General features: G+C 73.7%; 23 protein-coding genes. 12 read left to right on the top strand and 11 right to left on the bottom strand.

Annotated features, from left to right (window positions below; all coding sequences use genetic code 11):
• Positions 1-93: 93 nt before the first annotated feature.
• The 3 genes from AB0E96_RS02730 to AB0E96_RS02720 all read left to right on the top strand — a co-directional run bounded on the left by AB0E96_RS02730 (position 94) and on the right by AB0E96_RS02720 (position 5,354).
• On the top strand, positions 94-4,149 hold the full coding sequence (locus AB0E96_RS02730; protein ID WP_359817637.1) for an amino acid adenylation domain-containing protein: 4,056 nt from the start codon (positions 94-96) through the stop codon (positions 4,147-4,149).
• 115 nt (positions 4,150-4,264) lie between these two features.
• Entirely contained in the window at positions 4,265-4,501 is a 237-nt protein-coding gene (locus AB0E96_RS02725; RefSeq protein WP_359817635.1) for a hypothetical protein, read from the top strand.
• A gap of 181 nt (positions 4,502-4,682) precedes the next feature.
• The gene (locus tag AB0E96_RS02720; RefSeq protein ID WP_359817633.1) at positions 4,683-5,354 is read left to right on the top strand and encodes a hypothetical protein; all 672 of its coding nucleotides are present in this window, start codon (positions 4,683-4,685) and stop codon (positions 5,352-5,354) included.
• Between the two features lie 97 nt (positions 5,355-5,451).
• On the opposite strand, the gene AB0E96_RS02715 is transcribed toward AB0E96_RS02720, so the two are convergent.
• From AB0E96_RS02715 to asnB, 3 genes are all read right to left on the bottom strand, one after another.
• Entirely contained in the window at positions 5,452-6,891 is a 1,440-nt protein-coding gene (locus AB0E96_RS02715; RefSeq protein WP_359817631.1) for a pyridoxal-dependent decarboxylase, read from the bottom strand.
• Positions 6,892-7,035: 144 nt separating this feature from the next.
• Positions 7,036-8,172, bottom strand: coding sequence for a hypothetical protein (locus AB0E96_RS02710; protein WP_359817629.1), 1,137 nt, complete (start codon positions 8,170-8,172; stop codon positions 7,036-7,038).
• Between the two features lie 300 nt (positions 8,173-8,472).
• Positions 8,473-10,323, bottom strand: a complete 1,851-nt coding sequence (gene asnB, locus AB0E96_RS02705; RefSeq protein ID WP_359817627.1) for an asparagine synthase (glutamine-hydrolyzing) — start codon at positions 10,321-10,323, stop codon at positions 8,473-8,475.
• A gap of 216 nt (positions 10,324-10,539) precedes the next feature.
• Here asnB and AB0E96_RS02700 point away from each other — a divergent pair, with 216 nt between their 5' ends.
• Together AB0E96_RS02700 and glmS are read left to right on the top strand one after the other, a co-directional pair.
• A complete protein-coding gene (locus tag AB0E96_RS02700; RefSeq protein ID WP_359817625.1) occupies positions 10,540-10,815 on the top strand; it encodes a hypothetical protein in 276 nt (91 codons plus the stop codon).
• A gap of 96 nt (positions 10,816-10,911) precedes the next feature.
• Positions 10,912-12,738 (top strand): glutamine--fructose-6-phosphate transaminase (isomerizing), encoded by a 1,827-nt coding sequence (gene glmS / locus AB0E96_RS02695; protein WP_359817624.1) that lies wholly within the window; start codon positions 10,912-10,914, stop codon positions 12,736-12,738.
• A gap of 98 nt (positions 12,739-12,836) precedes the next feature.
• Here glmS and AB0E96_RS02690 read toward each other — a convergent pair whose 3' ends face one another.
• Together AB0E96_RS02690 and AB0E96_RS02685 are read right to left on the bottom strand one after the other, a co-directional pair.
• Positions 12,837-13,736 carry a glutaminase gene (locus AB0E96_RS02690; protein WP_359817655.1) on the bottom strand — a complete coding sequence of 300 codons (900 nt, stop codon included), beginning with the start codon at positions 13,734-13,736 and terminating at the stop codon, positions 12,837-12,839.
• A gap of 186 nt (positions 13,737-13,922) precedes the next feature.
• Positions 13,923-14,624, bottom strand: a complete 702-nt coding sequence (locus AB0E96_RS02685) for a DUF3152 domain-containing protein (RefSeq protein WP_359817623.1) — start codon at positions 14,622-14,624, stop codon at positions 13,923-13,925.
• A 402-nt stretch (positions 14,625-15,026) separates the two neighbouring features.
• Here AB0E96_RS02685 and AB0E96_RS02680 point away from each other — a divergent pair, with 402 nt between their 5' ends.
• A complete protein-coding gene (locus AB0E96_RS02680; protein ID WP_359817622.1) occupies positions 15,027-15,242 on the top strand; it encodes a heavy-metal-associated domain-containing protein in 216 nt (71 codons plus the stop codon).
• A gap of 90 nt (positions 15,243-15,332) precedes the next feature.
• On the opposite strand, the gene AB0E96_RS02675 is transcribed toward AB0E96_RS02680, so the two are convergent.
• Positions 15,333-15,875 (bottom strand): DinB family protein, encoded by a 543-nt coding sequence (locus AB0E96_RS02675; protein ID WP_359817621.1) that lies wholly within the window; start codon positions 15,873-15,875, stop codon positions 15,333-15,335.
• Between the two features lie 93 nt (positions 15,876-15,968).
• On the opposite strand from AB0E96_RS02675, the gene AB0E96_RS02670 reads away from it, so the two are divergent.
• Positions 15,969-16,931 carry a YafY family protein gene (locus AB0E96_RS02670; RefSeq protein WP_359817619.1) on the top strand — a complete coding sequence of 321 codons (963 nt, stop codon included), beginning with the start codon at positions 15,969-15,971 and terminating at the stop codon, positions 16,929-16,931.
• A 49-nt stretch (positions 16,932-16,980) separates the two neighbouring features.
• On the opposite strand, the gene AB0E96_RS02665 is transcribed toward AB0E96_RS02670, so the two are convergent.
• Positions 16,981-18,315, bottom strand: a complete 1,335-nt coding sequence (locus tag AB0E96_RS02665) for a PLP-dependent aminotransferase family protein (RefSeq protein ID WP_359817617.1) — start codon at positions 18,313-18,315, stop codon at positions 16,981-16,983.
• Positions 18,316-18,484: 169 nt separating this feature from the next.
• On the opposite strand from AB0E96_RS02665, the gene AB0E96_RS02660 reads away from it, so the two are divergent.
• Positions 18,485-19,255 (top strand): crotonase/enoyl-CoA hydratase family protein, encoded by a 771-nt coding sequence (locus tag AB0E96_RS02660; protein WP_359817616.1) that lies wholly within the window; start codon positions 18,485-18,487, stop codon positions 19,253-19,255.
• Between the two features lie 263 nt (positions 19,256-19,518).
• Here AB0E96_RS02660 and AB0E96_RS02655 read toward each other — a convergent pair whose 3' ends face one another.
• A complete protein-coding gene (locus AB0E96_RS02655; RefSeq protein WP_359817614.1) occupies positions 19,519-20,439 on the bottom strand; it encodes a LysR family transcriptional regulator in 921 nt (306 codons plus the stop codon).
• 216 nt (positions 20,440-20,655) lie between these two features.
• Between AB0E96_RS02655 and AB0E96_RS02650 the strand changes: the two genes are divergently transcribed.
• Positions 20,656-21,231, top strand: coding sequence for an SRPBCC family protein (locus AB0E96_RS02650; protein ID WP_359817612.1), 576 nt, complete (start codon positions 20,656-20,658; stop codon positions 21,229-21,231).
• Between the two features lie 474 nt (positions 21,232-21,705).
• Here AB0E96_RS02650 and AB0E96_RS02645 read toward each other — a convergent pair whose 3' ends face one another.
• A complete protein-coding gene (locus AB0E96_RS02645) occupies positions 21,706-22,437 on the bottom strand; it encodes a hypothetical protein (protein WP_359817611.1) in 732 nt (243 codons plus the stop codon).
• 240 nt (positions 22,438-22,677) lie between these two features.
• Between AB0E96_RS02645 and AB0E96_RS02640 the strand changes: the two genes are divergently transcribed.
• From AB0E96_RS02640 to AB0E96_RS02630, 3 genes are all read left to right on the top strand, one after another.
• Positions 22,678-23,838: an inorganic phosphate transporter gene (locus tag AB0E96_RS02640; protein WP_359817609.1), complete on the top strand. Its 1,161-nt coding sequence runs from the start codon at positions 22,678-22,680 to the stop codon at positions 23,836-23,838.
• Entirely contained in the window at positions 23,835-24,098 is a 264-nt protein-coding gene (locus AB0E96_RS02635) for a hypothetical protein (protein WP_359817607.1), read from the top strand. Before AB0E96_RS02640 ends, AB0E96_RS02635 begins: the two co-directional genes overlap by 4 nt.
• A gap of 301 nt (positions 24,099-24,399) precedes the next feature.
• Positions 24,400-24,813: a hypothetical protein gene (locus tag AB0E96_RS02630; protein ID WP_359817605.1), complete on the top strand. Its 414-nt coding sequence runs from the start codon at positions 24,400-24,402 to the stop codon at positions 24,811-24,813.
• Between the two features lie 84 nt (positions 24,814-24,897).
• On the opposite strand, the gene AB0E96_RS02625 is transcribed toward AB0E96_RS02630, so the two are convergent.
• Entirely contained in the window at positions 24,898-25,143 is a 246-nt protein-coding gene (locus tag AB0E96_RS02625; RefSeq protein WP_359817604.1) for a hypothetical protein, read from the bottom strand.
• 36 nt (positions 25,144-25,179) lie between these two features.
• Positions 25,180-26,547: an NUDIX hydrolase gene (locus AB0E96_RS02620; RefSeq protein WP_359817602.1), complete on the bottom strand. Its 1,368-nt coding sequence runs from the start codon at positions 26,545-26,547 to the stop codon at positions 25,180-25,182.
• Positions 26,548-26,829 lie beyond the last annotated feature (282 nt).

Raw genomic sequence — 26,829 nt, 5'->3', positions numbered from 1 at the left:
TGGGACGGCGGGCGGCCGACGGTGGGTGGCGTTCCGGTGCTCCTGGTGAGCAGGAGGCCGGGCCCGTACGTCCACGCACCGAAAGCCGTTCCCATGCGCAACACCCCGTCCGTCCGCGCCACCGATACCGACACCTCCGCCGCCCCCGTCGCCGATCCCTCCACCGACACCACCGCCGCCACCGCCACCACCGACACCCCCGCCGTCCCGCACGCCCGCCGTGCTCCGGCCGGCACGGCGCTCACCGGGCTGCTCGACCGGCAGGTGGGCCTGCGGCCCGGCTCGCCCGCCGTGCTCGGCGAGGGCGGTGGCCTCACCTTCCGGGAGCTGTCCGCCACCGCCCGCGGGCTGGCCGCGCGGCTGCGCCGCCTGGGCGCCGGCCCGGACGGCTGCGTCGGCCTGTACGCCGAGCCGTCCGTCGAGCTGGTCGTCGGGGCCTGGGGCGTGCTGTACGCCGGGGCCGGTTACCTGCCGCTGTCCCCCGAGTACCCCGAGGACCGGCTCCGCTACATGATCGAGGACAGCGGCACCCGGATCGTGCTCACCCAGGCCCACCTGCGCGAGCGGCTGTCCGGGCTGGTCCCGGCCGGGACCGCGGTCGTCACCTTCGACACTTCCGCGGCCGCCGAAGTCGCCGAGGCCACCGAAGCCATCGAAGCCATCGAAGCCACCGAGGCCACCGCGGAGGCCGAGGACGCCGAGCCGGAGTCGCTGGCCTACGTGATCTACACCTCGGGCAGCACCGGCCGGCCCAAGGGCGTGATGATCGAGCACCGCTCGGTGGTCTCCCAGCTGCGCTGGATGCGCTCCGCCGGGCACCTCGGCCCCGAGGTCACCGTGCTCCAGAAGACCCCGATGAGCTTCGACGCCGCGCAGTGGGAGATCCTCGCCCCGGCCGTCGGGGCCCGGGTGGCGGCCGGCACGCCCGGTCTCCACCGAGACCCGGAGGCGCTGGTCGACGCCGTCCGCCGGCACGGGGTGACCGCGCTCCAGTGCGTGCCCACCCTGCTCCGGGCGCTGCTGGACACCGAGCGCCTCGCCGGCTGCACCGGCCTGACCAGCGTGTTCTCCGGCGGCGAGGCGCTCTCCCGGCGCCTCGCCCGCGACCTGCTCCTGGCCCTGCCGCAGGCCGCGCTGGTCAACCTGTACGGCCCGACCGAGTGCACCATCAACGCCACCTCCCACCGGGTCGACCCGACCGATCCGGCGGACGGCGCCGGCTCGGTGCCGATCGGCCGGCCGGTGGCCGACACCCGGTGCTACGTCCTCGACGAGGAACTGGCGCCGGTCGCCGCCGACGGCGTGGGCGAGCTGTACATCGGCGGTGTCCAGCTGGCCCGCGGCTACCTGAACCGGCCGGAGCTGACCGCGGAGCGGTTCGTCCGCTCCCCGTTCGCCGCCGACGAGCGGCTGTACCGCACCGGCGACCTCGTGCAGTGGAACCCGGACGGCACCCTGCAGTTCGCCGGCCGGGTGGACAACCAGGTCAAGCTGCGCGGGTACCGGATCGAGCTGGACGAGATCGCCCGCGCGATCGAGGAGCACACCTGGGTGCGCCGCTCGGCGGCGGTCGTCACCGGGGACGACCGCACCGGGCACCCCGACCTGGTCGCCTGCGTCGAACTCAACCCGCGCGAAGCCGCCCTGATGGACCAGGGCAGCCACGGCGGCCACCACCAGTCCAAGGCCAGCAAGCTCCAGGTCAAGGCCCAGCTGTCCGACCCGGGCCTGCGCGACCGGGAAGGGCTGGCGGGCCGCGAGCGAATCGAGCTGCCCGGCCGGGAGGAGACCGAGGACCAGCGCCGGGCGGTCTTCGCCCGCAAGACCTACCGGTTCTACGACGGCGGAGCCGTCACCCGGGACGACCTCACGGCCCTGCTCGCCGCGCGCCCGGCCGTCCCGCACGGCCGCGGTCCGGAGCGGCTGGGCCTGGCGGAACTCGGCCGCGTCCTCCGGTGGTTCGGCCAGTTCCACAGCGAGGAGCGGCTGCTGCCCAAGTACGCCTACGCCTCGCCCGGCGCGCTGTACGCGACCCAGCTGTACCTGGAGACCGGCGGCCTGGACGGGCTCGCGGCCGGGCTGTACTACTACCACCCGGTCGAGCACGCGTTGGTCCGGATCGGGCCCGCCGAGCCCGGCCCGGCGGAGCACGGGTCCCACCTGACGCTGCACTTCTCCGGGAAGCACGGCGCGATCGAACCGGTCTACCGGAACAACATCCGCGAGGTGCTGGAGTTCGAGACCGGCCACATGCTGGGCGTCCTGGCGGAGGTGCTGCCCGCGTACGGGCTGGACGTGCGCCCGGTCGGCCTCGACCCGGCGGTCAAGGGCCGGCTGGACGTCGCCGAGGAGGACCACTACCTGGGCGCCTTCGCGGTGGTCCGGGGCGGCGGCCCGGTGCGGCCCGACACCACCGAGCTGTACGTCCAGGCCCACCAGGGCCGGGTGGACGGCCTGCCGGGAGGCCTCTACCGGTACGCCGACGGCGAGTTGACGCACGTCTCGGACGAGGTGGTGGAGCCCCGGCACGTGATCGCGATCAACCAGGCCGTCTACGCCCGGGCCGCGTTCGGCATCACGGCCGTCGGCCGCGCCGAGCAGGAGTGGCTGGAGTACATCGAGCTCGGCGCGGTGCTGCACCGCCTCCAGCGCAACGGCCTGGCCCTGGGGTTCATGTCCTCCGGCTACAGCTCCAAGTCCGGCCACCCGCTGCCCGCTTCGCGCCGCATCGACGAGATCCTGGCGGGCCGCGGCATCTCCCCGGGCCCCTCGTACTTCTTCCTCGGCGGCAGGGTGAGCGAGGAGCAGATCCGCAGCGAGGGCATGTACGAGGACACCGTCCACATGAAGGGCCCGGCCGAGATCATCAAGGACGAACTGGCCACCCTGCTGCCCGACTACATGCTGCCCAACCGGGTGCTGGTGATGGACGCCCTGCCGCTCACCGCGAACGGCAAGGTGGACCTCAGGGCGCTGGCCGCCTCCGAGGCCGTCCGCACGGCCGGGGTGCGCGGCGAGTACGTCGCCCCCGCCACCGGGTACGAGCGGTGGCTGGCCGGGGCCTGGGGGCGGGCGCTGAACTACGAGGAGGTGTCGGTGACGGACGACTTCTTCGCCGTCGGCGGGAACTCGCTGATCGCCGTCGCCCTGGTGCACCGGATCAACCGCGAGTACGGCGTCGCGCTGCCGCTCCAGGTGCTGTTCGAGTGCCCCCGGCTGGGCGACCTGGCCGCGCGCGTCGAGCGGGCGTGCGGCCGGGGCCGTGACGGCGGTGACGGCGGTGACGGCGGCGGCGCCGACGGCCTCGCGGCCTCGCGGCTGATCCGGCTGCACCCGGGGGACGCCGACCGGGCGGTGTTCTGCTGGCCCGGCCTCGGCGGCTACCCGATGAACCTGCGGCCGCTCGGCCGGGAGGCGAGCGCGGGCCGGGCCTTCTACGGCGTCCAGGCGCACGGCATCAATCCGGGCGAGACGCCGTACCCGACCATCCGGGAGACGGCCGCCGCCGACATCGCCGAGCTGCGCCGGGTGCAGCCGCGGGGGCCGTACACGCTGTGGGGCTTCTCCTTCGGCGCCCGGGTCGCCTTCGAGGCGGCCTGGCAGCTGGAGCAGGACGGGCAGCGGGTGGAGCGCCTGCTGCTCATCTGCCCCGGCAACCCGAAGGTGGGCGGGGCCGCCGGCGGGCGGCGGGGCCGCGAGGCCTCGTACGCCGACCCGGCGTACCTGACCATCCTGTTCGGGGTGTTCACCGGTCGGATCAGCGGCCCGGAGCTGGAGCGCTGCCTGGCCGAGACGGTGGACGAGCCGACCTTCGTCGCCTCCGTGCACCGGATGTTCCCGGACCTGGACGAGGAGCTGATCCGGCGGATCACCGGGATCGTCGGTGAGACCTACGAGTTCGAGTACAGCTTCCGTGAACTCGCGGAACGGCGGCTGGAGGCGCCGGTGACGCTCTTCAAGGCCACGGGCGACGACTACTCCTTCATCGAGGGCAGCACCGGCTACTCGTCCGCCCCGCCCACCGTGGTCGACCTGGTGGGCGACCACTACGGGGTGCTGCGGGAGGACGGGGTGGTCGAGCTGGCCGCCGCGATCCGGGCGGTGGAGGGCGCCGAATCGGTGAAGCCCGCCGAGCTCTCTGACCGTTGATCGGATGATCGGGACACGCTCACGGACGGCCCAGGATCCGTGAGCGGGGGAGCCCCTTCGGATAGGGATGGCTCGGCTCTCCGCCGAACCCGACTCCCTCCGAAGGGGCTCCCCGATGTCCGCTGGCACCTCCGTTCCGACACCCGTGAAGAACTCCGCACTGGCCACGGCCTGTTGCGCCCTGCTGCTCGCCGTCCCGCTCGCCCTCGCCCAGCCGGCGGCCGCCGACAACGGCCCCACGACGCCCGAGCAGGCCGCCGCCTGCCACCAGGTGATCGGCACCCTGTTCGGCGGCTTCGGGGCGATGCTGGCGAACTCGGCCTGTGCCGTCCGGCCCGCCGCCGAGGGCTGAGCACCGCCCCCGGCACGCCCTCGGGCCGGTGCGCGCCGCTTCCGTCGGCCCGCACCGGCCCGGGGGCGTGATCCGTCACCCGGTCCGGCACCGGAATGCCGGTGCGCCGCCCTGATGCGTTGGCATACCATCCGTTGATTTGTTCAGCGTGTGATCGCATGAGTGAGATGAGACGGGCGGTATGGGAGCCGAGCAGTCCCCCGAGAATTCCGGCGGCCTCCGGGCCATCTGGGCGAACACCCTGGAGCCGGTGGCTCCGCTGCCGTGGTACCGCCGGGTGTCCCCGAAGCTGATGGCGGCGGGAGTGGTCGTCGTGGGCCTGGCGACCGCACTGACCGTGGCCGCCGTGACCGGGGCGGGCGCCCCGCCCCGGCACCGGATCCTGCTGCCGGAGGAGCTCGGATACCGGCTGCGGATGCCGGGCGACGGGAACGTCCAGGCGGTGCGCGGCGACTACCAGCGGAAACTGACCGCCCTGAGCCCGTACCGGGAGGTGGCGGTGGCCGGCTACGGCGCCCCCGGGGCCTCCGAGGCCACCCTGACGGTGATCGGGCTGACCGGCAGCTTCCCGGATCCGCAGCGGGAGGTGCTGAAGTACTTCGGGCGCCTGGGCAACGGTGACATGACGGAGGAGACGGTCACCGAGGTGGAGGACTTCCCGACCGGCCCGCTCGGCGGCCAGCTGATGTGCGCGGTGCTGGTGTACCCGTCCACCACCCAGACCACCTGCGTCTGGGCGGACGGCAACACTGTCGGCATCGTCGTCGATCGCACGGGGGAGAGCCGGACGGAGGACCTGGCGCAGCACACCCTGGAGATCCGCGCGGCGGCCGAGGTCGAGGCGAAGGACTGACCGCGGCCGGGGAGGGCGGATACCGGGCGTTCCGCTCGCGCGCGGGTGCGCGCGGGTGTCCGAAGGTGTCCGCGGGTGCCCGCCCTCCCGGGCGCCGCTACCGCAGCAGCTCGGCGGCCGCGGCCTTGACCTCGGCGAGCAGGAGGCGCAGGTCGGCCTCCGTCGTGGCGGCGTTGAGGAGGCAGGCGCGGAGCATCTCGGCGCCGTCGAGGCGGGCGCCGGTGACGAAGACCTCGCCGCGCCGCTGGACGGCGACGGGGAGGTCGCGGTTGAGGGCGTCGCGGGCGGTGGCGTCCCGGCCCGGGGCGCGGTGGCGGAACGCCACGATCGAGGTCTGCACCTCGGCGAGCAGCTCCAACTCATCGTCAGCCGTGACGAGTTCGCCGAGCCTGCGGGCCAGTGCGGTGCACCGGGCGATGTCCCGGGAGAGCCCGGCGCGGCCCTTGTGGGCGATGGTGGCCCAGACCTTGAGGGCCCGGAAGGGGCGGGTCTGCTCGGTGCCGTACTCGGAGAACCAGCCGAGCGCCCCGGCCGACTCGTCGCGCAGGTAGGAGGGCACGAGGCTGAAGGTGCCGCGCAGCTCCTCGGTGTCGCGGACCAGCGCGCAGCCGCAGTCGACCGGGACACCGAGCCACTTGTGGGGGTCGAGGGCGAGCGAGTCGGCGCGCTCCAGGCCGGCGTAGCGGTGGGCGATGGCCGGGTCGAGCCGGCCGAAGGCGCCGTACGCGCCGTCCACGTGCAGCCAGAGGCCCTGTGCCCCGCACAGGTCGGCGATCGGGTCGAACTCGTCCACCGCGCCGGCGCCGACGGTGCCGGCCGAGGCGACGACCAGGAAGGGCAGCAGACCGGCCGCGCGGTCGCGCTCGACGGCCGCGCGCAGGTCGGCGGTGTCCAGCCGGCCGTCGGGACCGGTGGCCACGGTGCGCAGCTGCCTGCTGCCGAGGCCGAGGAGTTCGGCGGCCTTGCGGACGCAGGAGTGGGTCTCGCCGGTCACGTAGCCGACCAGCGGCGGCAGGCCCGCCAGGCCCTCCTCGCGGACGTCCCGGCCGGCCCGCCGGGCGGCGCGGTCGCGGGCGGCGGCGAGGCAGACGATGGTCGCCATCGAGGTGCCGGAGGTGAGCAGGCCGCCGCCGGCCGGGTGGGGGAAGCCGACCAGCTCGGCTATCCAGCGCACCACGGCGCGCTCCAGGTGGACGTCGGCGTGGTCGCCGCCGGCCGAGCTGGGGTTCATCGCGGAGGCGGCGAGGGTGGCGAGCACCCCGGCGGGCGCGGGCGCGGAGTTGACCCAGCCGAAGAAGCGCGGGTGGCCGTTGCCCATCGGGTACGGCAGGACGTCCCGTCCGATGGTGTCGATCAGTTCGTCGAGCGGGCGGCCCTCGGCGGGCAGCGGGGCGTCGAGCAGGGCCTGGCGGGCGGTCTCGTCCATGGGCTGCCAGACCGGGCGCCCGGGCAGCCCGGCGAGGTAGTCGGAGACCAGGTCGGCGGTGGCGTGGGCGGCACCGCGGAACTCGGTGCCGGGGAAGTCCTCGGTGGTCATGGCGTGCTCCAGGGAGGCCGGGGGCTGGACGAAGCGCCGGGCAGGCGCGGCGTCCTCGGCGCACCCTGATCAGGCGATGATCGGGCGATCCTACGCAAAGGGCCCGCGCCGTGCGGCGCGGGCCCTCATGCTGAGACCGGGGTGTCAGTCCAGTGAGCTGGACAGGCCGCTCGCCGAGCGGCAGTAGCCCTGCATCTCCTTGTTGGTGATCTTGGCGCAGAGCCGCCCGGCCGCGCCCCCGTCGGTGTAGTTGACCGTGTAGTAGCTGACCAGGCCCTCGGCGCAGGCCTTGCGCTGCCAGCCGTCGGCGGAGGTGGCGCACTGCTCGGCCGCCCAGTCCTCGCGGTCCAGGTTGTACTTCATGGTGCGCGAGCCGACACCGCGGCTGCAGTCCACCGCCCCGCCACTGGCCTTGCCGTTCAGGCACCACTTGAGGGCCTCGGCGTAGACCTCGGGGTGGTTCGGGTAGTCGTGCGAGGACAGGAAGAAGGTCGGGGCGTAGAAGAAGCAGGCGGACTGGAACAGCGACGGCTGGTCCTTGCACGGGTAGAGCGGGTCCTGGGCGAGCTTGTCGGCCGGCAGGTTCGCCTTGGCCTGCTCGTCCTCCTCGTCCGGGCCGAAGAGCTGCATGAACAGGCCCTCGGAGCAGCGGATCCTGTTCTGGTCGGAGGGGAACTTGTTGCACAGGTCGCGGGCCTTGGCGACGTCCTGCTTGACGACGAACATCGTGCCGTGGCCGACGCCGTGGATGCAGGGGCCGCTGTTCTTGGGCGCGCAGAGCTTGAGCAGGTCGGTCTCGGGCTGGGCGGAGGCGTTGAGCATCTCCTCGACCGCGCCGTGCAGGTAGCCGGCCGCGCAGGTCTCGTGGGGGAAGGAGATGACCTTCTGGAAGTCGGCGTTGAAGCGCTTGACCGCCGAGTGGCCGAGCTCGTGCGCGATCGGGTGGCAGAAGCGCACGGTGTACGGCTTCTCCTTGGTGATCTTGTCGAGGTCGGCGAGGGCGACGCCGGGGTCGCTGGCGTCCATCTCGGCCATCAGCTTGTTGCGCAGCGTGGAGCGGGTCCACACCGCGGGGTCGCCGGTCGGGGTGGCGGCGCCGGTGCCGGCCGCGGCGGGCTTGGCGCCGTCGACGGGGGCTCCGGGGGCTCCGGGGGTTCCGGGGGCGACGGCGGCCCGGGCCGAGCCGGCCGCCGCGGGCGACCAGTCGGTGACGGCCACCGCCCCCAGGCCCAGGACGCCCAGGAGCATGGCGGTGAGAATCGCGAAGACTCGCGGCTGCATGACGGGATCCCCCGGCGGATCGAGGTGAACGTTTCTCTCCCATCCTGACGGCACGTGAGCGGTTATCCGCGTTTTCGCCCGCCATTCGGGAGGTGTCGGCGACGCTATCGCACCGTGGAACCACCGGGCCCGGCGGGCCTGTTCCGCACAATCACCCAAACGGATTATCGGGGCGCGGACGCCGTTCGGTGCGCCGTTCGGGTGGCGGCGCCCCTGTTCCGGCACCCACGACTCCTGTGCTCCGGTGCCCGTGGCCGGTCCTGCGGTGCCCGCGGCTCCCGTGTCCCACGGCCCGGGCGGTCAGATCTCCAGCGTCACCCGGTACTCCGTCAGCCAGGCGTCGAAGTCCAGCGCGAGGTCCACGGCGAGCCGGACGGACTGCGGGTCGGTGTCCGGGGCGAGCGCGTCGGCGAGGCGCCGCCGGTCCAGCAGGTCCAGGGCCGGGGAGGTGCGTTCGACCGCCAGCCGGGCCAGTTCGGCGCGCAGCTTCGCCGGGTAGTGCGGATCGGTGGTGACCGGGTACGGGCTCTTGGCCCGCTCGGCGACCGCGGGCGGCAGCACGTCCCGGACGGCGGCGCGCAGCAGGCTCTTCTCCCGCCCGTCGAAGGACTTCATCGCCCACGGGGCGTTGAACACGTACTGGACCAGCCGGTGGTCGCAGAACGGCACCCGCACCTCCAGGCCGTTGGCCATGCTCATCCGGTCCTTGCGGTCGAGCAGGATGCAGACGAAACGCGTCAGGTTGAGGTACGAGATCTCGCGCATCCGCCGTTCCGTCGGATCGGCGTCGGGCAGGTGCGGAACCTCGGTGATCGCCTCGCGGTAGCGGGCCCTGCGGTAGCCGTCCAGGTCGAGCTTGCGGAGCAGCTCGGCGTCCAGGAGGTGTTCGCGCGGGGTGGCGCCGCCGCCGGCGATGCCGGTGAGGCCGAGCGCCCAGGGGAAGTCCTCGACGGCGATGGTCGCCGGGTCGTGGAACCAGCGGTAGCCGCCGAACAGCTCGTCCGCGGACTCGCCGGACAGCGCGACGGTGGAGTGGCGGCGCACGCCCCGGAAGAGCAGCAGCAGCGAGGTGTCCATGTCGCCGACGCCGTTCGGCAGGTCGCGGGCGCGCAGCACGACGGAGCGCCGGGACGGGTCCGTCAGGTCGGCCGCATCGAGCTCGACGACGCTGTGGTCGGCGCCGACGTGCTCGGCGAGCAGCCGGGCGAACGGGCCGTCCTGGGTCTGCCGGACGTCGTTGGCGTGGAAGGTCTCGCTCTGGCCGGCGAAGCCGACCGAGAAGGAGCGCACCGGGCCGGACCCGGTGGCGCCCAGGGTCCGGGCGGCCAGGGCGGTGACGGCGCTGGAGTCCAGGCCGCCGGAGAGCAGCGAGCAGAGCGGGACGTCCGCCTCCAGCTGGCGGTGCACGATGTCGTCCAGCAGCGCCCGGACGGTGGCGACGGTGGCCTCCAGGCTGTCGCGGTGCTCGCGCGCCTCCAGCGCCCAGTAGCGGCGGATCGTGAGGCCCTCGCGGCGCACCCGCACCACGTGCCCCGGGCGGACCTCGTGGATGTCCCGGTACGGGGTGAGCCCCGGGGTGCGGGTGTAGCCGAGCAGTTCGCGCAGGCCGTCGAGGTCCACCACGGGGCGGACGGCGGGGTGGGCGAGCAGGGCCTTGACCTCGGAGCCGAAGACCACGCCGTCCGGGGTGCGGTGGTAGTGCAGCGGTTTGACGCCCATCCGGTCGCGGACCAGCAGCAGCTCCTCGCTCCGGACGTCCCAGATCGCGAGGGCGAACATGCCGTTGAGCCGTTCGGCCAGGTGCTCGCCCCACTGCAGGTAGGCGCGCAGCACGACCTCGGTGTCGCTGCGGGTGCGGAAGCGGTGCCCGGCCGCCTCCAGTTCCGCGCGCAGTTCGCGGTGGTTGTAGACCTCGCCGCTGTAGGTGAGCACGGCCAGCGTCCGCCCGTCGTGCTCGACCGTCATCGGCTGGACGCCGCCCTCGAGGTCGATCACCGCGAGCCGGCGGTGGCCGAGCGCGGCGTGCGGCTCCAGGTGCACGCCGCCGGCGTCCGGCCCGCGCCGGACCTGGGTGGCCGTCATCGCCTCGAGCACACCCCGTTCGGCGGTGAGGTCGCGCTCGAACGCGACCCATCCGGTGATCCCGCACATCAGCAAGCCTCCGGTCTTCCGCTTCGTGTTCAGGGGGTCACGCTACGTGCGGAGTTGGCGCCGCTTCAAGGGGCTTTCGGGAACGGGGGCGAACGGGTGGTCGTTCGACGGTCGAATGTGAAGGAAGCGTGTACGTGGTCTGAAAGTCGTAATGTCTGCCCGATTTCGGGCAGAAACCTTGGCTTCGGCGGGCCGCCCGACCTAGGCTCCTCACTCGTGCCGAGCTCATCCCACCCTCACGAAGACCTCCTCGCCCACCTCACCCGGACCAGCCCGCTCGGGCCCCGGGAGGCGGCGCGGGTCGTGGCGGAGGTGCTGGCGTACTTCTCCGAGAGCACCGAGGAGTACGTGCGCCGCCGCCACACCGAGCTCCAGGCACGCGGTCTGACCAACGAACGGATCTTCGCCCGGCTCGCCGAGGAGCTGCCGCAGCGCCGGGTCTCGGCGCCGGAGCTCTCGGCCCGCCAGCTGCGGCGGATCGTCTACGGCTGAGCCGCAGCCGTTCCCGGCCGGACCGGGAGGCCCGCGGCCCCACCCCGGAGGACCGCCCTCCCCGACCCACCGAAGACTTCGAAGAGGAGACCACGCATGTGCGGAATCGTGGCCTACATCGGCCCCAAGGACGCGACCCCCTTCCTGCTGGAGGGCCTGGCGCGGCTGGAGTACCGCGGCTACGACTCGGCCGGCGTCGCCGTCACCGGGCGCAGCGGCGGGATCAGGCTCCGCAAGGTGAAGGGCCGGGTCGCCGACCTGGCCGCCGCCGTGCCGGCCCGGTTCAAGGGCACCACCGGCATCGGCCACACCCGCTGGGCCACCCACGGCGTCCCCAGCGACGCCAACGCGCACCCGCACCTCGACAACGCCGAGCGGATCGCCGTCGTCCACAACGGCATCATCGAGAACGCCGACGAGCTGCGCGCCAAGCTCACGGCCGACGGCGCGGTGTTCCGCTCCGAGACCGACACCGAGGTGCTCGCCCACCTGATCGCCGCGAACGTCGCCGAGGGCGTCGAGCTGGAGGACGCGGTGCGGGCCGCGCTCGGCCGGGTGGTCGGCACCTACGGCATCGCGGTGCTCGACGCCGAGCGGCCGGACCGGATCGTCGTCGCCCGCAACGGCAGCCCGATCGTGCTGGGCATCGGCGAGAAGGAGATGTTCGCAGCCTCGGACGTCTCCGCGCTGGTCCGCTACACCCGCCAGGTCGTCCACCTGGAGGACGGCGAGCTGGCCACCGTCCGGGCCGACGGCTTCCGCACCTTCACCGCGGACGCCCGCACCACCCACCGCCAGCCGTCCACCGTGGACTGGGAGGTCGACTCCTACGACACCGGCGGCTTCGAGCACTTCCTGCTCAAGGAGATCCACGAGCAGCCCGGCTCGGTCGAGCGCACCCTGAGCGGCCGGCTCGACGAGCGCTTCGCCACCGCGCACCTCGGCGGCCTCAACCTGGACGCCCGGGAGCTGCGCGAGATCCGCCGGGTGAAGATCCTCGGCTGCGGATCGGCCTACTACGCGGGCGAGATGGGCGCGCAGCTGATCGAGGAGCTGGCCCGGATCCCCGCGCACAGCGAGCCGGCCTCCGAGTTCCGCTACCGCAACCCGGTGATCGAGGCGGACACCCTGTACGTGGCGGTCAGCCAGTCCGGGGAGACCTACGACACGCTGGCCGCCGTCCAGGAGGTCAAGCGCAAGGGCGGCCGGGTGCTCGGCGTCGTCAACACGGTGGGCAGTGCTATCGCCCGAGAGTGTGATGGGGGTATCTACCTGCACGCCGGTCCGGAGGTCTCGGTCGCCTCCACCAAGGCGTTCACCTCCACCGTGGTCGCCTTCGCGCTGCTCGCCCTGCACTTCGGGCGGATCCACGACCTGTCGCCCGCCGACGGCCGCCGGATCGTCTCGGCGCTCCAGGCGCTGCCGGACCAGATCCGCGAGGTGCTGGAGCAGAGCGAGGCCATCGCCGGGCTCGCCGCCGAGTACGCCGACTCCGCGGGCATGATGTTCATCGGCCGGGTGCGCGGCTTCCCGGTGGCCCGCGAGGGCGCGCAGAAGCTCAAGGAGATCTCCTACGTGCACGCCGAGGCCTACCCGGCGAGCGAGCTCAAGCACGGCCCGCTGGCGCTGATCAGCCCCGAACTGCCCACCGTGGCACTGGTTCCGGACGACGAGCTGCTGGACAAGAACCTGACCACGCTGGGCGAGATCAAGGCCCGCTCCGGGCGGATCATCGCCGTCGCCCACCGGCGGCCGGAGGAGAAGCTCGCGGACCACTGCATCCTGGTGCCCAAGAGCGAGCCCGAGCTGGACCCGCTGCTGCTCAACATCCCGCTCCAGCTGCTGGCCTACCACGCCGCCGTCGCCCTCGGCCGCGACGTGGACAAGCCGCGCAACCTGGCGAAGAGCGTGACGGTGGAGTAGCCGCCGTCACGGAGCGCCCGCGGAGCCGGGCGCTCACCACGGACCCGCGGGTCCCGGTCGCTGTGCGGACGGCCGGGGCCCGCGCGCCCGTCCCGGGGTCAGAACACCGAGCACCCGGAGAGGGTGGTCAGGGTGTCCAGGGCGGCGACCGCGGCGACGGAGTTGCCCGCCTGGTCCAGGCGCGGCCCCCAGGCGCAGACGGCGGCGCGGCCGGGGAGTATCGCGAGGATGCCGCCGCCGACACCGCTCTTGCCGGGCAGGCCCACCCGGAAGGCGAACTCGCCGGCCGCGTCGTAGGTGCCGCAGGTGAGCAGGACGGCGTTGATCCGCTTGGTCTCGCTGCGGGACAGCAGCTGGGTGCCGTCGGCGCGCACGCCGTAGCGGGCGAGGAAGGAGCCGGCCAGCACCAGGTCGCGGCAGCTGGTGGCGACGGCGCAGTGGGCGTAGTAGTGCTCCAGGACCGTCTCGACCGGGTTCTCGAGGTTGCCGTGGCTCGCGATGAAGTGGGCCAGCGCGGCGTTGCGGTGGCCGTGTTCGGCCTCCGAGGCGGCGACGACCGGATCGGTGTCGAGCAGCGGGTTGCCGGACTCGCGGCGCAGGAACTCCCGCACCGCGCCGGAGGCGTCGCCGGTCATGGTCTGGAGGCGGTCGGTGACCACCAGGGCGCCCGCGTTGATGAACGGGTTGCGCGGGATGCCGTGCTCGGTCTCCAGCTGCACCAGGGAGTTGAACGGGTTGCCGGACGGCTCGCGGCCGACGCCCCGCCAGAGCGTGTCGCCGCCGTGGGCCACCGCGAGGGCGAGCGAGAACAGCTTCGAGACGCTCTGGACGGAGAACGGCCGCTCCCATTCGCCGACGCCGTGCAGCTCCCCGTCGACGGTGGCGACGGCCATGCCGAAGGCCTCCGGGTCGGCGGTGGCGAGGGCCGGGATGTAGTCGGCGACCCGGCCCCGGCCCTCGGTCGCCCGGGCGGCCGCCGCGGCGGCCTCCAGCAGCACCGGCCAGTCCAGGATCTCCCCGCCGGGCACACCGTTCAACGCTTCTCCTCCACCGGCACCGACTGGGTACGACCGGGACCGGTGGGGCACGACCGGGACCGGGCGCGCGGTGCGGGTGCGTCCGGTCCGACCAGGATTATCCGTGTTCGGGGAGGGGATCCGGTACGGGGGGTGGACCGGGGAGGGTCAGGGGGCGTTCGTGGGCGCCTGGACGGGCGGACCGGTGAGCAGGGCGCCGGCCTCCGAGTACGGCCACCCGTTGGGGACGCAGCCGTGCAGCCCCTTGATCTGCTGCATCATCACCGGGGCCGGGGCGCCCGGGCCGGGGCAGTCGACGTGGCCGTTGCCGAGGATGTGGCCGACCTCGTGGTTGACGGCGAGCGCGTGGTACAGCTCGGGCTTGCCCTGGTAGAACTCGGACAGCTCGGTCCAGCGCTTCAGGTTGATGACCACCTGGTGGGTGACGCCGCAGTTCACCCAGCCGCCGGTGTCCAGGCCGTACTGGCCGCAGATCCGGTCGGTGGACTTCGGCGTGGCCAGGTAGACGGTGAAGTCCACCGGGTCGGCCGGCATCCGCTGGAACGAGGCGGTGCCGCCCGCCGCCCAGCCCTGCCGGACGTCGCCGAGGACCGCGTCCACCTCGGCGGCGAACTGCGCCGGGCTCTCCGCGATCCCGTCCTCCACCCGCACCTTGTAGCGGTACAGGTGCTCGCCGGTGCCGAAGCGGGCGGAACCGCCGGGCGCGGTGGTGAACGCCAGCCGGCCGGGGTCGGTCCCGCCGCGCCACGGCTGCCACCAGAGCAGCCCTGCGGTCAGCGCCGCGACCAGGGCGAGGGCGAGCACGCCGTGCCGGGGCTTCGGGCGGCGGAGCCGCGCGAGCGGCCTCAACGGCCCGCTCCGGGCGGGAGGGCGGTGGTGTCCGGTCGGACGTGGGCCGGGGCCGGGGTGGACATCGGGGCAGTGCTCCAGGACGGGATCGTCGGGCGGACGGGCGGTGGCTCCGGCCGTCGCCCGGTTGTGCGAAGAAACGGTCTCACCTGGAGGAACGCATGAAACGGGGTGGCGGTTCAAGGGGTGTGACGCACGTCATGCGGTGCGGGCCCTGTCGGACGGGCGGCCCGGCCGGTTCCCGGAACCGCTCGATGGTGTCACCCGGGCGGCGTGTCCCTGGGCGGCGGCGCCGGATTCGGGTGTCGTAGGGAGAGTCGATCCCGTCCTGGTTCGACCCGCCCCGGTTCCGTCCGTCCGGGGCGACCACGTCCCGTCCGGCCTGCCATCGGAGGCGCCGTCATGTCCACCACCGCTGTTTTCACCGTCGACGGCATGAGCTGCGGCCACTGCGAGCGGACGGTCAGCGCCGGCCTCGCCGTCCTGCCGGGCGTCACCGACGTCAGCGCCGACGCGCCGAGCGGCCGGGTCACCGTGGCCTCGGCACAGCCGCTGGACGACGCCCTGGTCCGCGGTGTGGTCGACGGGGCGGGGTTCACCTTCGTCGGGCGGGCCTGAGGGCGGTCCGGGAGGCGCGGAGGGGTCCGCCGGCGGCTGCCGACGGACCCCTCTGCGGTTCCGGTCCCGGTGGGACCCGTGGGTCCCGCGTCAGCCCATGCTCTTCGCGCCGTCCAGGGACTCCCGGATGATGTCGGCGTGACCGGCGTGCTGGGCGGTCTCGTTGGCGATGTGCAGCAGCACCCGGCGGGCCGACCACTCGGCGTCCGCCTCGAACCAGGGGGCCTTCGGCAGCGGCTGGGCCGCGTCCAGGTCGGGCAGGGCGGCCACCAGCTCGTCGGTGCGGGCCGCCACCTCGGCGTACGCCGCGAGGACACCGGCCAGCGTCTCGCCGGGCAGCATGCGGAACTGGTCCGAGCGGCGGGCGAAGTCCTCCTCGGTCCAGCTGGTGAAGTCGGGCATCGCGGCCGGACCCCGCACGATGAACTCGGCCCAGAGACGCTCGACGTCGGTCACGTGCTTGATCAGGCCGCCCAGACACAGCTCGCTCGCACAGGTCCGCAGGCCGGCCTGCTCGTCGGTGAGGTCGCGGGTGGTGAAGCGCAGGAAGTGCCGCTGCTTCTCCAGGGCCGTCAGGAGGTCGGCGCGCTCGCCGGTCAGCTGTCGGGCGGCGGTGTTCGTGGTCATCGTCATGGCCTTCCGTTCGTTCCTGCTCCCTCGGACAAGAACAACGCTACGGACCATTGCGGCCACTTTCCGTCCTGAATTCCGGGGAGAATCGGAGGCATGGCGAACACCAGCACCCGGACGCTGCGACTGCTCTCCCTGCTCCAGACCCACCGGTACTGGCCGGGCGAGGAACTGGCCGACCGGCTCGGCGTCTCCGTCCGCACCCTGCGGCGCGACATCGACCGGCTGCGCGAACTCGGCTACCCCGTCGAGGCCCAGCGCGGCGTCGACGGCGGCTACCAGCTGGCCGCGGGCGCCGCGCTGCCGCCGCTGGTGATCGACGACGAGGAGGCGGTGGCCCTCGCGGTGGGCCTGCAGGCGGCCGCCGAGAGCCCGGTGGAGGGCGTCGCCGAGGCCTCGGTGCGGGTGCTGGCGAAGGTGGTCCAGGTGATGCCGGCCCGGCTGCGGCGGCGGGTGGAGGCACTGCGCGCGATGACCGTCCCGGTGGACTGGGGGCAGCAGGCGGGCGCGGGCGTCGACCCGGACGTCCTGACGGTGGTGGCGCTCGCCTGCCGGGACGGCGAACGGGTGCGGTTCTCCTACACGGCTGCCGCCGGGCAGGGCACGGAACGGCACGTCGAACCGCACCGGCTGGTCTGCCTGAAACGCCGCTGGTACCTGGTCGCGTACGACCTCGACCGGGCCGACTGGCGCACCTTCCGCCTCGACCGCCTCAGCGCCCCCTCCGGCACCGGCGCCCGCTTCGCCCCGCGTGTCCTCCCGGCGGCCGACGCCGCGGAGTTCGTCCGGGCGAGCGTCGACGGCATCTCCCGGCCGCACCGCGTGGAGGCCCTGATCGAGGCACCGGCGGAGCGGGTCCGCGCCCATGTCGGCCGCTGGGCCACCGTGGAGCCCGTCACCCCGCACCGCTGCCGCCTGCGGATGACCGCCGACTCGCTCGACTGGCCCGCGATGGCCCTCGGCTCCCTCGGTGCCGAGTTCCGGGTGGTCGCCCCGGACGCCCTGCGGACCCTGCTCGCCGACTGGAGCACCCGCTTCGCCCGCGCGGCGGGGGAGTAGGGGGCGGGACGTCGGGGCGCGCCGTCGGGACGCGCCGTCAGGGGCCTCGTCAGGGGGCGATGGCGTCGAGGGTGGCGCGGAGACGGGCGAGGACGGCCGGGAGGTCGGAGAGCGGGGGCGTGGCGAGGGCCAGACGGAGGGCGCCCGGGTGGTGGGGGGTGGTGGCGAAGGCGTCGGCGGTGGAGATCAGGATGCCCTCGGCGGCCAGGGCGGCGGCCGCGTGGTCGGGGCGCTGGTGGGGTTCGAGGGTGAGCCAGCGGATGTAGGAGGTGGGGTGCGCGGTGCTGGTCAGACCGGCCAGGGCGGCACCGGCGACGGCCTGGCGGGCCGCGGCGTCCGTGCGGCGCTCCCGCTCCAGCCGGGCCACCGTGCCGTCGGCGAGCCAGCCGGTGGCGAGAGCGGTGACCAGGCCGGGCGCGCCCCAGGCCGCGGTGCGCAGGTGGGTGGTGGCGGCCCGGAGCAGGTGGTCCGGCAGGACGGCGAAGCCGAACCGCAGGCCCGGCGCCACGCTCTTGGAGAGGCCGGCCAGGTAGCAGGTGCGCCCGGGTGCGAGGGCGTGCAGCGGTGGCGGCGGCGCGGCCTCCAGGAAGGCGTACGTGCCGTCCTCGACCAGCGTGAAGCCGTGCTCGGCGGCGAGCCGGACGAGCCGTTCGCGCCGCGTCCGGTCGAGCACCCAGCCGAGCGGGTTGTGGACGGTCGGCTGGGTGTACACCACCCGCACCGGCCGGGCTCGGCAGAGCCGGTCGAGCGCGTCGAGGTCCGGGCCCGCCGCGGTGACCGGGACGGGGGCCAGGTCCAGCCCGTGGGCGGTGGCGAGCAGCTTGATGCCCGGGTAGCCGAGCGCGTCCGCTGCGAGCACGTCCCCGGGGCGGGTGAGCGTGCGCAGGACGCAGTCCAGGGCCTGCTGCGCCCCGCTGGTCAGCAGGACGTTCTCGGGTGCGGTGTCGATCCCGCGGTCCAGCAGATGGGTGGCCACCACCGCCCGGTCGTGCCGGTGGCCGCCCGGCGGGTGCTGGCGCAGCAGGGCCTCGGCGTCGCCGGAGGAGGCGAGCGCGCGCAGGGCCTGCCGCAGCTGGTCGCCCTGCCCGGGGGCGAGCGGCTGGTTGAAGGAGAGGTCGGCCACCCGGGGCACCGGGAGCGCGCGCGAGGGTTCGAGGCCGTCGAAGCCGGAGCGCAGCCGGACGAAGGTGCCGCGGCCCTGCTCGCCCACCACCAGTCCGGCGGCGGCCAGTTCGGCGTACACCCGGGTGGCGGTGGCGAGGGCGATCCGCCGCTCGCGGGCGAGCGCGCGGTGGGTCGGCAGGCGGGTGCCGGCCGGGAGCGCGCCGGAGCGGATGGCGGTCGCGTACTCGTCGACGACGGCCTTGTAGGAGGGCGGTCGCACCGGTCACCTGCCGTTCCTGGGAGTGGGGGCGCGGGGCGTGCGGGCGCGTGCGGGGGAGCGCGTGGGGGAGTGTACCCGGGTGTATCCAGGACAATAAGTGGATTGTCCTGGGCGGGTGTTCCTAGCCTCGAACCACCCAGCAGCGAGGCCAGGAACGGAGCCCACCCCCATGACCATCCGCAGCGAGCGGGACCGGCACGTCGTCACCCTCACCATCGACCGGGAGAAGAAGCTCAACGCCCTCGACTACCCGACGATCGACGCACTGCTCGCCGAGCTCGACGGCATCGACGCCGACGACACCGTCCGCGCCGTCATCCTCACAGGCGCCGGCGGGCGGGCGTTCAGCGCGGGCGCCGACATCCCGTCGCTGGCGGCCAGCGTCGCGGGCGGGCCGGAGCGGGCGCTGCGCGAGTTCGTCCGGCGCGGGCACACCCTCACCCGGCGGATCGAGGAGTTCCCCAAGCCGGTCATCGTGGCCGTCAACGGCCTGGCCTACGGCGGGGGTTGCGAGATCACCGAAGCCGCCCCGCTGGCCGTCGCGGCCGAGCACGCGACCTTCGCCAAGCCGGAGATCTCGCTCGGCTTCCCGCCGCCCTTCGGCGGCTCCCAGCGACTGCCCCGGCACGTCGGCCGCAAGCGCGGCCTGGAGATGATCCTCACCGGCGACCCGATCCCGGCCGCCCGCGCCGCCGGGATCGGCCTGGTCAACTCGGTCGTCCCGGCGGACGAACTGCTGGACACGGCCCGGGACCTGGCCGACCGGATCATCCGGCACGCACCGACGGCCGTGGCCGCCTGCCTGCGCGCGGTGACCCGGGGCGTCAACCTGCCGATCGACGAGGGGCTCGCGGTCGAGGCGGCGGCCTTCGCCGCGACGGTGCCGACCGAGGGCGTACGGGAGGGGATCCGGCGCTTCCTGGACCGCTCGTCCTCCTGAGGCCGGGCCCGGGCGGGGGGAACCGGAGCCGTTGTCCGCGGGCGGCCGCGGGCCTGATCACGGCGGGATGGCGGATCTGCTCGCGCGTGACCGCCCTCCGCGCCGCCTCGCCCGCCGCCAGGCGGCCGACCTCCTCGAACTGCCTGAATTCCCCGGGGTGTTCGCCGTCCGGGAGGCCGGGTTCAGCCGCTCCGAGGAGCACAACCAGCTGATCGTCGAGGGGTCGGGCGCCGACCCGGCGGCGGACGCCGGACCCGGCCCGGTCAGTCGGCCTGCGGTGCGGCGGCGGGGGGAGTCCCGCGGCCGCAGTGGGCGGCCACGGTGTCGGCGAAGGCGCGGGCGAGCGGGCCGAGGTTCTCCCAGTCCCGGACGGCCCAGCCCGCGGTGAGGGCGGGCAGGTCGGGCAGCGGGAGCAGACGCAGGCCGGGATGGCCGGGGCCCTGCCACTGCGGGAGCGCGGGGACGACGGCGTGGCCGAGGCCGAGTTCGGCGAGCAGGATCGCGGTGTCCCAGTCCGCGACGCTGGTGTCGAAGACCGGCCGGATGCCCGCCTTCCCCAGCCAGGCCTCGACCTGGGAACGGGAGACGGAGTTCTGCGGGAGCCCGATCAGCCGGGCGTCCTGGAGGTCGGCGGGCGAGAGCCGGGCCCGGGCGGCGAGCGGGTCGCCCGCCGCGACCGCGAGCACCCAGGGCAGCTCGACCACCGGCCGCTGGTCGATGCCCCGGGCCGGGACACCGAGGGTGATCCAGGCGAGGTCGACCCGGCCGGCGGTGAGCGACTCCAGGCAGCTGCGGCTGGAGACCTCGGTCTGGAACTCCAGGCTGACCTGGGGGAAGCGCCGCCGGAAGTCGACCACGGCCGCGGACATGAAGTGCCGGATGCTGGTGGCCCCGGTGGTGATCCGCACGGATCCGCCTTCGCCGCGGGCGAGTTCGGCGATCCGGTGCAGCGCGTGGTCGATGCTGCCGAGGCCGGCGGCGACCGCCGTGCGCAGCAGGTTCCCCGCCCTGGTGGGGACGACTCCGCGGGGGTGGCGCTCGATCAGGGCGAGGCCGACCTCCCGTTCGAGCCGCTTCACGTGCTGGCTGACGGCGGACTGGGTGCGGTTCAGGTCGCGGGCGACGGCGCTGAGCGAGCCGGCCCGGCAGACCGCGGCGAAGACGCGGAGGTCGTCAATGGTCACGGAGACCCAAGGTATCCCTTGGGGGTGCCCCAGCACATCGGCGGATTGACTTGGGTGTTGCGGGGGATCGATCATCGAAGCAGGGCCCAGGGCGGCAACCCGCCCGCAGCCCCGCCGGCGTTCCGGACGCGATGGCGGGGCGCGGGCGGGTGTCGACCCGCGACGACGGACGAGAGCGGCGTGCGAGCGCCGTGACGAGGGACAGGGGGAACGGGGATGCGGTACGCCGACGGTCCGGGTGCGCGGTGCGAGGTGTTCGTCGCGGCGCCGGTGGAACGGGTGTGGGAACTGGTGACGGACATCGCCCTGCCGGCCCGGCTCAGCCCGGAGCTGCGACGCGTCGCCTGGCTGGACGGCGCGGACGGCCCCGCGGTCGGCGCCCGCTTCGAGGGGCACAACAGCCGCAAGGACATGCCCGACTGGCGAACGGTCTCCGAGGTCACCGAGCTGACCGGGGTGACGGAACCGGCCGGGGTGACGGAACCGGCCGGTCCGCACGGCCGGCACGTCTTCGCCTGGGGCGTGATGGACGCGGACGGCCGCTACGGCGAGCCGGTGTCGGACCTCGCCGGAGCGCTCGCCCGGTGGCGCTTCGAGCTGACCTCCGAGGACGGCGGCACCCGGCTGTGCCAGTCGGTGGTGGTGGGCCCGGGCCGCAGCGGTGCCAGCCTGTACATCGACGCCGAGCCGGAGCTGGAGGAGCGGATCGTCGACTTCCGGCTGAACGAGCTGCGGACCGGCATGACGGCGACCCTCGACGGCATCAAGTCGCTGGCCGAGCAGCCCTCCTGAGGCCGGCCACCCGCGGAACCGGGTGGCGGGAAAGCTGAGAGGACCCGGGAGCGTAGCCTGCTCCCGGGCCCCTGATTGCCGCCCAATTGCGCACACCGGCACGTTTAAGGGCCGCGGATCAGATTGAAATCGACGCGTTCTACCTTTGAACTACCGTGCCACGGAGCGGCACAGACGGGACTTGAACCCGCATTCGTCGATATTCGTCCGCACCCGGTCGATCCGGTGTTCGGCGGCGAATGCTGAGACTGGAGCGAGAGTCTGAGATTCAGGGGGCCTGCCTCTGCCTGCCTTGGGCTACCCCGGCCGGTGGCGCCGGGAGGAGGATTCGAACCTCCACTGTGACCCCTCGTCAGCTTCAACGTCAGTTTCAGCTTTTCGCACCGCGCAGCGCACGCACCCGTCCGGCTCCCCGGTCGGGTCCGCGTCGCGCCCGGTGCACCCGCCCGGCTCCCCGGGCGGGCGATCATGGGGCTACCGGAACAGGTAGCCGAAGACGGCGTCGCCCACCCGCTGGTCGGTGACCTCGACCGCGTTGGCCTCCTCGCGGGCGAACTTCACCGCCTGCTGGAGCTTCTCCACCCGCTCGGCGAGCTCGTTCACCCGGCGGGCCGGCAGCGCGCCGGAGAACTTGACCGTGGTCCAGTAGCCGACCGCGACGTCCTCGTAGTAGACCTCGACCTGGGCCGGGTGCTTCTCGGTGGCCTCGGCCTTCACGTGATTGCGCGGCACCTTCTTGGTCCGGATGGTGCGCACCGGCTCGGTCTTCCAGGAGTCGGTGGACGGGTCGAGGTTCCAGGACTCGGAGGCGTCCAGCACCGGGAGCTTCTTCACGAAGGTGAACAGGTCGGTGAGCTGCTTCTCCAGGAAGAGCAGGTACGGCACCGGCACCCGGGGGAGCAGCACCTGGCCGTCCACCACCACGTCGGCGCGGGCGTCGATGTTCGCCCAGTCCTTGGTGGCCGTCACGTCGAAGAGCCGGGTGAGAGTGTTCGCCGTCGACCGCAGGATGTCCTCGGCCTTCAGCTGCACCCGGGTCGACTCCGGCGGGAGCTGCTCGCCCTCCTCGTCCTTGGGCTGGTAGGCGCGGGAGATCCCGGCCAGCAGCGCGGGCTTCTGCAGGTCCTGGTGGGCCTGCGTCAGCTCCTGGAAGGACTTGGACTTGACGCCCTTTTCAACGGCGATGATCTGGTTCAGCTTTGCCACGCCGGGGACGCTATCAGTCGTGAACTGATCGGCAACACTGAATTATTGACCGATCGGCTGACCGATCGGGCGGGGCGGGGCGGGCGAGGAGAGCCGTGCGTGCGAGGAGAGCCGTGCGTGCGCCAGGCCGCGCGCCGGCCGCGGCGTACTGGTCCGATCGGGTGATGCCCCGGGCCATCCCGGCCCGTCCAGGTCGTGGGAGGCCGGTTCGACGGCGGTCGGCGGGCTAGGTTCGTCCCCGTGATCGGCAATGACGTGGTTCTGGCGCTGGTGGTGCTCACCGCGCTGGGGTTCGACTTCACCAACGGGTTCCACGACACCGGCAACGCCATGGCGACCTCGATCGTCACCGGCGCGCTCCCGCCGCGGGTCGCGGTCGGCGTCTCGGCGGTCCTGAACCTGGTGGGCGCCTTCCTGTCGACCGCGGTCGCCGCGACGATCGCCAGCGGCCTGGTGCAGAGCCACGACGTGACGCTGACCGTGGTCGTGGCGGGCCTGACGGGCAGCATCCTGTGGAACCTGGCGACCTGGTACGTCGGGATCCCGTCGAGCTCCTCGCACGCGCTGATCGGCGGCGTGGTCGGGGCGACCATGGCGGCGGCCGGCGCCTCCGCCGTCAAATGGCAGGGCCTCGTCGCCAAGGTGATCGTGCCGGCCGCCCTGTCGCCGTTCATCGCGGGCTCGGTCGCCGCCCTCGGCACCTACCTCGTCTACCGCCTCACCCGCGGGGTCGACGAAGGCGCCCGCACGCGCGGCTTCCGCGGCGGCCAGGTCGGTTCGGCCTGCATGGTCTCGCTCGCCCACGGCACCAACGACGCGCAGAAGACCATGGGCGTCATCACCCTGGCCCTGATCGCCAACGGGACGCTGAGCGCCGACGCGAAGGCCCCGGTGTGGGTGATCGCCTCCTGCGCCATGGCCATCGCACTCGGCACCTACGTCGGGGGCTGGCGGGTCATCCGGGCGCTGGGCAAGGGACTGGTGGAGATCGAACCGCCGCAGGGGATGGCCAGCGAGTCGGCCTCGGCCGCCGTCATCCTCTGCTCCGCCGACTTCGGCTACTCGCTCTCCACCACTCACGTCGCCACCGGGTCGATCCTCGGATCGGGGGTCGGCAAGAAGGGCGCGGTCGTGCGGTGGAACATCGCCGGCCGCATGGTGGCGGCCTGGCTGCTCACCCTCCCCGCCTCGGGACTGGTCGGGGCACTGGCCTACTGGGCCGCCCTCGGCATCGGCGGCACCGGCGGCGTCGTGACCGTCTTCGCCGTTCTGGTGGCGGCGTCGATCGCCTTCTTCGTCGCCTCCCGCTACCCGGCCGTCACCCCGGAGAACGTCAACGCCGCGTGGACCGGCTCGGTCGTGCCGGAGCCCGAGACTCCCCCCGACAAGGTGCGCCTGTGAACTCCTGGGTCAATGTCGACGCGCTCTGGAAGATCGTCGTGGTCGGGATCCTCGCCGGCGCCGGCCTTCCCGCGCTGTTCGCCGTCGGCGTGCGCGCCCTCTACCCGTCGGTGGGAGGCGCTCAGGAGGCGGGAGGCGGCCGGGCCGCGGGCTCCCGCCCCACCGGCGGGGCGCTCGGCTACGCCGTTGCCGCGGTGTGCTTCGCGGTGGTCCTCGCCGCGATCGGCCTGGGCATCTTCGTGATCGTCAACCACCGCTGAGCGCAGCCCGAGCGGTGCCTCCTGGTCTTCCTGGGCCTGCTGTTCGCCGGGGTCGGCGGGGCGCCGGGCGGGGGAGGGCGGAGAGGTCATGTCCCCCAGGTAGCGGCCGCCCGGGCCGCGCCGGGCCGGGCATCGCCCGGAGGTGCGCAGGTGACGGCTCGCCGGTCCATCGCCTACTGTTACAGAGCGGTGACGTTCCGTCCACAACCCGTGTGCGGGGCGGTGCGTCCTGCAGAGTGACAGAGCCCGAGTCGCACCGCTCGTGCCTTCGGGCCGAACCCTCCTCGTAAGGGATGCACCTGTGATCGTCTCCAAGCGGAACTCCCTGCGCCTGGCCGCCGTGACCACCCTCAGCGCGCTCTCCCTCGCCGTGGCGGGCACCGCCATGGCGGACGCCCCCGTCTCCCAGCCCGCCCCCGTCACCCAGCCCGTGCCCGCCGCGCAGGCCGGGATCACCGCGAAGCCGTCGGTCTCCTCCGTCCAGGCGTGGCAGCTGTTCCGCGTCACCGGTACGACCACCGGCCTCGCGCCGGGCAGCACGGTGACGCTGCAGCAGAAGCAGAACGGCGCGTGGGTCACCCTGCCCGCCTCCGTCACCACGACCCGCGACGGGTCCTACTCGCTCGGCGTGAAGCTCGGCATCAAGGGCCTGAACGAGCTGCGCATCGTCAGCGGGAGCACCGCCTCGCCCGTGTTCACCGTCACCGTGCTCTGACCCGATCCGCACGGCCACCGCTCGTGCGGCCCGGCACCGAAGGGAGGTGCCGGGCCGCACGAGTTCGGCACGTCAGGGGGCCGACTACTCGGTGGGGCGGGAGCCGCGCGGATGCGGTGGGCCGGGATCCAGGCGTTCGAGGATGTGGTCCACTCTCCCGTCGGGCCGGTAGAGGGTGCGGTAGGCGTACGGGTGCGCCGCGCCGGGGAGCGTGACCACGCCCTCGTCGACGACGGTGCGGCCCAGGGTGATGGCGCGCAGCCGCAGATCGACGTCGGGGGGCAGGCCTTCCTGCTCCGGTGGCGGTGGGCGGCGGTGGCGGCCGGGCATGTCCGAAGGTGACCGGGTGGGGAGTGGGGGTGGGGTTCACGGGGTGCTCGGGGCGGCTTCGGTGAGCAGGGGCAGGTAGTGCCGCAGATAGGGCGGGACGGGCAGGTCGAGGACCTCCTCGAAGGGGACCATGCGGACGGCCAACCCCTCGTCGCCGAGCCGCAGGGCGGCGTCGGGGCCGTCCCAGACGGCGTGCAGGACGCGGGTGAGCGGGAGGCCGAGGTCCTGGTGCGGGTCGGGCAGGGGCCGCAGCCCGGTGATCTCGATGCCGGCCTCCTCGCGGACCTCGCGCACAGCGCTCTCCGGGGCGCTCTCGTCGGCCTCCCGCCAACCGCCGATCGGCGTCCAGTGGCCGGGCCAGGGCATGCCCGGCCGGTCCTCGCGCTGGTGCATCAGCAGGCGGCCGGAGCGGTCGGTGACGAAGACCAGGACGCCCTCGAAGTCGTCGCCGTCCGGGGTGGGGTGCTCCAGGTAGAGCGGAACGCCCGAGCGGTGGGCGCGCAGGATCTGCCGCAGCCGCCGGTAGCGGTCCGGGTCCATGAGGGTGCGCCAGTCGTGGGCGCTCTCGAACCGCCACTCGGTGTGCTCGGTGGGATCGAGGCGGATCCGGGCCTGCTGTTCGGCGGTGAGGGTGCCGCCGTCGAAGACGTAGCCGCACGCCGGGACGGGGTGGTGTCCGGTGCCCGCCTGCTCGTGGATGGCGGCGACCAGCCGCCTGCGGGCGACGACCTCGGGGTTCTCGGCGGCGAGGTCGAGGCCGAGTTCCTCCCGGGCCTCGCGCAGGGCGGTGGCGAACGGGGTCTCGCCGCGTTCGACGTTGCCGCCGGGGAAGTTCCAGGTGCCCGGGTCCAGGGCGGAGCGCATTCCGAGGACGCGGCCCTGCGGGTCGGTGACCAGGAAGCAGCCGTAGGAGCTGGGCCGGGCGATGGTGGCGAGGTAGCCGCCGGCCGGACGCCAGCCGGGAACGGCCAGCCGGCCGATCAGCCACTCGATCGCGGTGCGCTCCCCGTCGCCGGTCGGCGGCAGCCCGTCCACGGTGGCCCAGCGGTGGTCGTCGTGATCGGGGGAGAGGGCGATCGGGGAGCCGGCCGGAGCGACGGTGGTGAAGACGAACTGCCGTACCCGCCTTCCGTGTCGGTCGGTGAGGTCGAGGTGCCGCGCGTACTCCGGTGTCGGGCCGGTGAGCCCGGTCTGCTCGGCGAGTTCCCGGGCGGCGCCGGCCGCAGGGTCCTCGTCGCCGTCCCAGGCGCCGTGGGGGTACTCCCATCGGCCGGGCAGGTCGTCGTGCGCGGTCCGGCGGACCATCAGGATCCGTCCTGCCGGGTCGCGGACCACCACGCCGACGTCGATCCGCTCGATGCCCTCGTGCAGGGCCAGGTCGGTCAGCACGTCGAAGTCGATCACCGGGAGGACTCCTCGTTCGGGCGGGTGGGGCTGCTGGTCCGGCCGTCCGCTTGGCCAAGTGGTCGACGCCGGCCGCGAGTTCGGGAGGGTGCGACGGGTCGATGGCGCCTGATGATGGTGCTGTTCGAATGCGGCATTCAAGCGGCTTCACTCGTTCGGATGGTCGGGTGCCGGAGCAGGTTTCGGGTGTCGCGAGCCCTCCGCCGAGTCGGCGGGAGCCCACGGCACGGAGGGGCACGGAGGGGCGCGGAGGGGAGCAAGGTGGGCAGGGACGAACCACGG

This window comes from Kitasatospora sp. NPDC036755 (assembly GCF_040636595.1).
Taxonomy (GTDB): Bacteria; Actinomycetota; Actinomycetes; order Streptomycetales; family Streptomycetaceae; genus Kitasatospora.
The sequence above is the reverse complement of the archived record's forward strand: the minus strand, read 5'-3'. Positions and strand labels throughout refer to the sequence as shown.

Bases quoted from the DNA above. Each gene is read 5' to 3' on its own strand.
- AB0E96_RS02670 (WP_359817619.1), top strand. From the start codon at position 15,969: ATGGCGAACACCAGCACCCGGACGCTGCGACTGCTCTCCCTGCTCCAG.
- glmS (WP_359817624.1), top strand. From the start codon at position 10,912: ATGTGCGGAATCGTGGCCTACATCGGCCCCAAGGACGCGACCCCCTTC.
- AB0E96_RS02720 (WP_359817633.1), top strand. From the start codon at position 4,683: ATGGGAGCCGAGCAGTCCCCCGAGAATTCCGGCGGCCTCCGGGCCATC.
- AB0E96_RS02715 (WP_359817631.1), bottom strand. From the start codon at position 6,891: ATGACCACCGAGGACTTCCCCGGCACCGAGTTCCGCGGTGCCGCCCAC.
- asnB (WP_359817627.1), bottom strand. From the start codon at position 10,323: ATGTGCGGGATCACCGGATGGGTCGCGTTCGAGCGCGACCTCACCGCC.
- AB0E96_RS02660 (WP_359817616.1), top strand. From the start codon at position 18,485: ATGACCATCCGCAGCGAGCGGGACCGGCACGTCGTCACCCTCACCATC.
- AB0E96_RS02730 (WP_359817637.1), top strand. From the start codon at position 94: ATGCGCAACACCCCGTCCGTCCGCGCCACCGATACCGACACCTCCGCC.
- AB0E96_RS02675 (WP_359817621.1), bottom strand. From the start codon at position 15,875: ATGACGATGACCACGAACACCGCCGCCCGACAGCTGACCGGCGAGCGC.
- AB0E96_RS02680 (WP_359817622.1), top strand. From the start codon at position 15,027: ATGTCCACCACCGCTGTTTTCACCGTCGACGGCATGAGCTGCGGCCAC.
- AB0E96_RS02710 (WP_359817629.1), bottom strand. From the start codon at position 8,172: ATGCAGCCGCGAGTCTTCGCGATTCTCACCGCCATGCTCCTGGGCGTC.
- AB0E96_RS02625 (WP_359817604.1), bottom strand. From the start codon at position 25,143: ATGCCCGGCCGCCACCGCCGCCCACCGCCACCGGAGCAGGAAGGCCTG.
- AB0E96_RS02650 (WP_359817612.1), top strand. From the start codon at position 20,656: ATGCGGTACGCCGACGGTCCGGGTGCGCGGTGCGAGGTGTTCGTCGCG.
- AB0E96_RS02725 (WP_359817635.1), top strand. From the start codon at position 4,265: ATGTCCGCTGGCACCTCCGTTCCGACACCCGTGAAGAACTCCGCACTG.